Source organism: Acinetobacter sp. UBA3132 (assembly GCF_002364825.1).
Classification (GTDB): Bacteria; Pseudomonadota; Gammaproteobacteria; order Pseudomonadales; family Moraxellaceae; genus Acinetobacter; species Acinetobacter schindleri.
The window spans coordinates 1-4,841 of the sequence record NZ_DEZM01000168.1 but is presented as its reverse complement, the minus strand read 5'-3'; the positions used below and the strand labels follow the sequence as shown (position 1 = coordinate 4,841).

Here is a 4,841-nt window from a genome sequence, read left to right as displayed (position 1 = left end):
AATGGTGCCCGAGGCCAGACTCGAACTGGCACGCTTTGTGGGCGGGGGATTTTAAATCCCCTGTGTCTACCGATTTCACCACTCGGGCATGCGCGCCATCATAGATGAGCAGCGAGAACTTGGCAAGATGATTTCTTATTATTTGTTTTATTTTCAGGCAATTTAGCCATTAAAATTTAAAAGAAAGCAAAGCTGATGTTATTCAAAGCTTTAAATTTCAATAAATTAATCGATTTACAGCATTTCATCCAGATAACTGTCCACATCAATATGTTTAATGCTTTTACAGTACTGGTGTTCAGATTTGAATAACTGGCTATATAAGTCGGCATAGCGGTTTAGCTGACGCTCGAGTACTTCATATTCAGGACTTTGAGCCGAAGTCATATAGAGTTTTAATCGGGTTCTCAGGCTTTGTTTGTATGCCCAGAAACACACACGACGCAGTTGATGCAGCTGATAATATTCACTGTCCTGACTGTTTTGACGAAACAGATTTTCCTTATAAAAACGCACAAAGCCAAAACTGACACCAAAGAACAGGAGCGCCCACATCACAAACTGACTTTGTAAAAATTGAATATTCAGGGCAGACAGAATAACGATTACAGCAAGCTTGACAGGACTATGTCGTAATAGTTGATAAAGTGAATGCGAAGAATGTCGAATCTGTTTAATGACCAAAGGGACAATCACCATCAAGAATAAAAGAATTGCCAGAATGGCATAGGCTTGTGCCTGAAAGTTACTCAGCTCAGTAAAATTACTCAGGAAAATATCTTTCAGTACGAAACTGATTGGCACAAAAATCATGCTCGCCAATAGCCAGGGAATAAATTCACGACGGTCATCCAGTACACCTCTGGTCTTGATCTGGCTATAAAACAGGTAATTGTGCTTAAAAGCCGCTGGATAGAGCCGCTGAAGTTGCTGAAGCAGCACATTGACTTGTTGGTTTTGCATGTATGAAGTCGGGCAGGAGATGGATGAGTAAGATTACTATAAAGTAAATTGCTGAATTTTTCCGAAAAATTGCAATGCGTAATTAAATCATCTCACTTGCAACAGGATTTTGTCTTTTTGTCCGGGAATTATGCGAAAATAGCCTATTGTAAATATTATTTGTAAGGGCAGTTCATGACTGATCAATCTCCTGAGACTTTAAGCGACATCGAAATTCTGGATCTGTTACAGGCAATGAAAAACGATGAATTAGATACCGAAGCGAAAGAAGCTATTCGTCAGGGTGGTAAAGCGGGTCGTCAGGAAGCGCATAAACAGGCGCTGGTTAAATTGCATCAGTCATTTGAAGAAAAATTTGTTGAAGCAGTGTCTATCGCGCTTCACTTGAATGAAGCTCAGATCAAAAAGATTCGTTACAAGAAAGACCGTATCCGTATTTTAAAGGCGCGTGGTATTGATTACCTGGCGATTGATGGTGCGGAAACTGCATTTGTATTGGCACAGATCGCTCAGGCTATTGTGCGTGAAGATGCAATCGTGACGCATGACCTGCATAATATTTTCCCATTCTGGAAAGAAGGCTGGCCTATGGTGCAGTTCGATAATGCCTATAAAATTCTGGAAGATGATATTCGTATTCACTACCAGGCAGTATTAGATGTATTGATCAGCAAATACTGATTCAAAATAAAAAAGCATCTAAAGGTGCTTTTTTTAATGGTCATAAATCCAGCGCAATAAACCGCGTACAGGCCAAATAAATAAGCGCCACCATGTGATTAGAGGATAAATTGCCCAAAAAGGTTCAAATGACATGGTGTTGTCGTAACTTTTTCGACGTCTTTCATAGCTATACGGTGTGATCATGCAGGCGAAAATCAGTAATCCTACCGCTAAAAATAAAAATAGCGCATTTTGCTGTTTGGCAAAGAAAAAATAAATTAGATACAGCGCAGAATAAAAACTAAAACACGCAAGTAGGGCAGAAATAGACATCGATTCATCCTTTCAATTTTTATATTCTTTTTTTTAGTGTAACGTCTGTAGAAGAATCAGATTAATCTGATTCTTCCTCAATATTATTTTTATTGGGTTCCAGTAAGCGAGTCACCAGCAACTGGTCAATTTTGAAATGATCGACATCCACAACTTCAAATTTATAACCTGCATGAATCACGATATCAGCCGGACGTGGAATCTTGCGCAGCTTATACATCATAAAACCAGCCAGCGTTTCATAATTTTCTTCATCTGGCATTTCATCAATGCCTAAGGCATGTTTCATGTCTTCAATTGGCGTACTGCCTTCAATCAGCCATGAATCAGCATCACGTTTAAAGATCTGCTGATCTTCTTCCATTGGTGTTACCCAGTCACCCATTACGGTAATCATGATGTCAGACAGGGTAATCACACCCACGACAAGTGCATATTCGTTAATGACCACTGCAAACTTTTCTTTGCTCGAACGGAAGCGGTCCAGAAGTTCGGATAAGGTCAGAGTGTCCGGAATCATCAACACATTACGAATGGTAGATTCATTCAGCTGATTGATTTTCTGGTTGTTGAGAATACGGACCAGAATGTCTTTGGCATCGACATAGCCAATTACCTGGTCGATATTTTCATTACAGACCAGAAATTTGGAATAAGGATATTGCGCCAGCTTTTGACGAATACTGTCTTCAGCTTCAGTCAGGGTAAAGAACACCACATTTTCACGTGTGGTCATACTGGAAGGAACATTACGTTCTTCAAGTTCAAACACGTTTTCAATAAAGTGGTGTTCCTGCTTTTGTAGTACGCCAGCCTGAGCACCGGCATCCATCACCGCAGAAATATCTGCAAAGGTGATATTGTCATCCCGGATCGTATTGACTTTGAATAACCGGAACAACAGATTGGCAATGGCATTAATTATCCAAGCCAACGGCTTGCAGATTTTAATAAAAATTTGAATCGGGTTGATAACTGCGACTGAAATTTTTTCCGGTGCAATCATTGCCAGGCGTTTTGGCATCAGATCGGCAAACAGAATGAATAATGAAGTCACCAGAGTGAAAGATAAGGCAAAGCTGATGTTCTCGGTCCAAGGACCATCATATATACGCGAGACAAATTCGGCGATATAAGGACGGAAAGCCCCTTCACCCAGAATACCGCCGAGAATGGCGACAGCATTTAAGCCAATTTGGGAGGCAGCAAAGAAGTCTGCTGAGTTTTCCTGTAAATCCAGCACTTTCTGGGCACGGACGTCGCCTGATTCGGCCAAAATTTTAAGTTTGACCTTACGGGCACCTGCGAGCGCGATTTCAGTCAGTGATAAAAAACCAGCCCCCGCGATGAGTATTAAGATAATCACGATGTTTTGAAAGAGGCTCACGTAATCCACCTGTGGATTGATATTATCTTGGAATATTTTTAACACAAAAAAGGACTTGAGGTGTAAAAACAGATCTCAAGTCCTTACAGTATAAGCTTAAAAAATAATAATTTATGTGAAATTCATTTTAATAAGGTGAAAATTGCGAATTATTCTGCATAAATTCACGATTCTCTTCTTCAATCATCTGGCGCGCTACATACAAAATCAGCTGACGCAACCAGCGATGTGCCGGATGATGATGCAGTAATGGACACCATGCCATCTTCAGTTCAAATTCAGGAATATAGAAGGGTGGATCTTTAAGTAGCAAATTATGGTTCTTGGCTTGCAGGCGGGCAATACGGGTTGGTAGCGTTGCTACCAGATCTACATTTGACGCCAAAAGTCCCGGCATCTGATAGTGACGGGTAAATACTGAAATCTTACGTTTTTGCCCAATACGTTCCAGCGCCTGATCAATCCAGCCAAGTCCGGCCTGCTTTTCAGGATTAACCCCGAAACCCACGCCCATGCCGGTTTTAGATACCCAGATATGCTGTGCATCTAAATAGCTTTTCAGATTCAGGTTACCAGCAGCAGGATGTTTATTATTTAACAGACAAGAAAAGCTGTCACGCCACACCAGTACCTGATGGAAACTTTGCGGAATTTCATTAAACCGGTTAATCGCCAGGTCAACCTTACCTTGTTCCATGTCACGATAAGACACATCACTTGGTGTCAGGAAGTCTAGAACTACATTGGGTGCTTCAGAGCGTAAAGCTTTGACCAGGCGCGGTACCAGCGTCGCTTCAGCATAATCTGAAGTCATGATACGGAATACACGATTTGAGGTATAAGGGCGGAACTCGGTACGGGGTTCCAGAATCATGGACAGGTCAGACAGGGCATCGCGAATACGTGGCTGCAGTTCGAGTGCCCGTTCAGTCGGTGTCATCCCTTCAGAAGAACGGATCAGGAGGGGATCATTAAATAAATTGCGCAGACGACGCAAAATGTTACTCATGGCAGGCTGGGTCACGCCAAGTTGCTCAGCTGCACGTGTGACATTTTTTTCGCGAAGAAGTACATCAAGATAAATTAATAGATTGAGATCGACCCGCTCCAGATTCATAAAAAAAATACCGAAAATAAAATCATGAAATTATAGTGATTATGCCATAAGTACTGCGGCTTGTGTACGTGACCGATGAAAAAAAAGCCACCGAATTTATAGCAGTTTTTATTCATTTTCAAGCAAGAGGAGTCTATTAATCAAGTCTGGGTTTTTTCTGTCAATTTGGTCAATTACCGGATCAAACTGGATACCTATTTTTAGTTAAAACAGGGCAAGTGAAAAATGATTTCAAGACAAGAAATGAGTCAATGATTAATAGTAGATAAATTATGTGAAATATATAGTTTGGCATTAATTCAGTTTATCGGAAATATAAAGGAAGATTGGCAAAAAAGACCAAAAAAGTCAGGTCATCAAGCGAGTCAAGACTTAAGT

At 40.8% G+C, this 4,841-nt stretch carries 5 protein-coding genes and 1 tRNA gene; 1 reads left to right on the top strand and 5 read right to left on the bottom strand.

The annotated features are described in order from the left end of the window. Positions 1-2 precede the first annotated feature (2 nt). Together B4033_RS09070 and B4033_RS09065 are read right to left on the bottom strand one after the other, a co-directional pair. Positions 3-88: transfer RNA gene (locus B4033_RS09070), tRNA-Leu, on the bottom strand. A 146-nt stretch (positions 89-234) separates the two neighbouring features. Beyond that, positions 235-963: a hypothetical protein gene (locus B4033_RS09065; RefSeq protein WP_286833320.1), complete on the bottom strand. Its 729-nt coding sequence runs from the start codon at positions 961-963 to the stop codon at positions 235-237. 174 nt (positions 964-1,137) lie between these two features. Here B4033_RS09065 and B4033_RS09060 point away from each other — a divergent pair, with 174 nt between their 5' ends. Beyond that, complete coding sequence (locus B4033_RS09060) at positions 1,138-1,644, top strand: hypothetical protein (protein WP_071320236.1); 507 nt, start codon at positions 1,138-1,140, stop codon at positions 1,642-1,644. A 33-nt stretch (positions 1,645-1,677) separates the two neighbouring features. On the opposite strand, the gene B4033_RS09055 is transcribed toward B4033_RS09060, so the two are convergent. From B4033_RS09055 to B4033_RS09045, 3 genes are all read right to left on the bottom strand, one after another. Further along, a complete protein-coding gene (locus B4033_RS09055) occupies positions 1,678-1,959 on the bottom strand; it encodes a hypothetical protein (protein ID WP_004892033.1) in 282 nt (93 codons plus the stop codon). A gap of 61 nt (positions 1,960-2,020) precedes the next feature. After that, positions 2,021-3,346 (bottom strand): hemolysin family protein, encoded by a 1,326-nt coding sequence (locus tag B4033_RS09050; RefSeq protein WP_071320253.1) that lies wholly within the window; start codon positions 3,344-3,346, stop codon positions 2,021-2,023. Between the two features lie 127 nt (positions 3,347-3,473). Continuing rightward, positions 3,474-4,463 (bottom strand): LysR family transcriptional regulator, encoded by a 990-nt coding sequence (locus B4033_RS09045; protein WP_004814962.1) that lies wholly within the window; start codon positions 4,461-4,463, stop codon positions 3,474-3,476. Positions 4,464-4,841 lie beyond the last annotated feature (378 nt).

Coding starts and splice junctions, on each gene's coding strand:
- B4033_RS09060 (WP_071320236.1), top strand. CDS start 1,138: ATGACTGATCAATCTCCTGAGACTTTAAGCGACATCGAAATTCTGGAT.
- B4033_RS09055 (WP_004892033.1), bottom strand. CDS start 1,959: ATGTCTATTTCTGCCCTACTTGCGTGTTTTAGTTTTTATTCTGCGCTG.
- B4033_RS09045 (WP_004814962.1), bottom strand. CDS start 4,463: ATGAATCTGGAGCGGGTCGATCTCAATCTATTAATTTATCTTGATGTA.
- B4033_RS09065 (WP_286833320.1), bottom strand. CDS start 963: ATGCAAAACCAACAAGTCAATGTGCTGCTTCAGCAACTTCAGCGGCTC.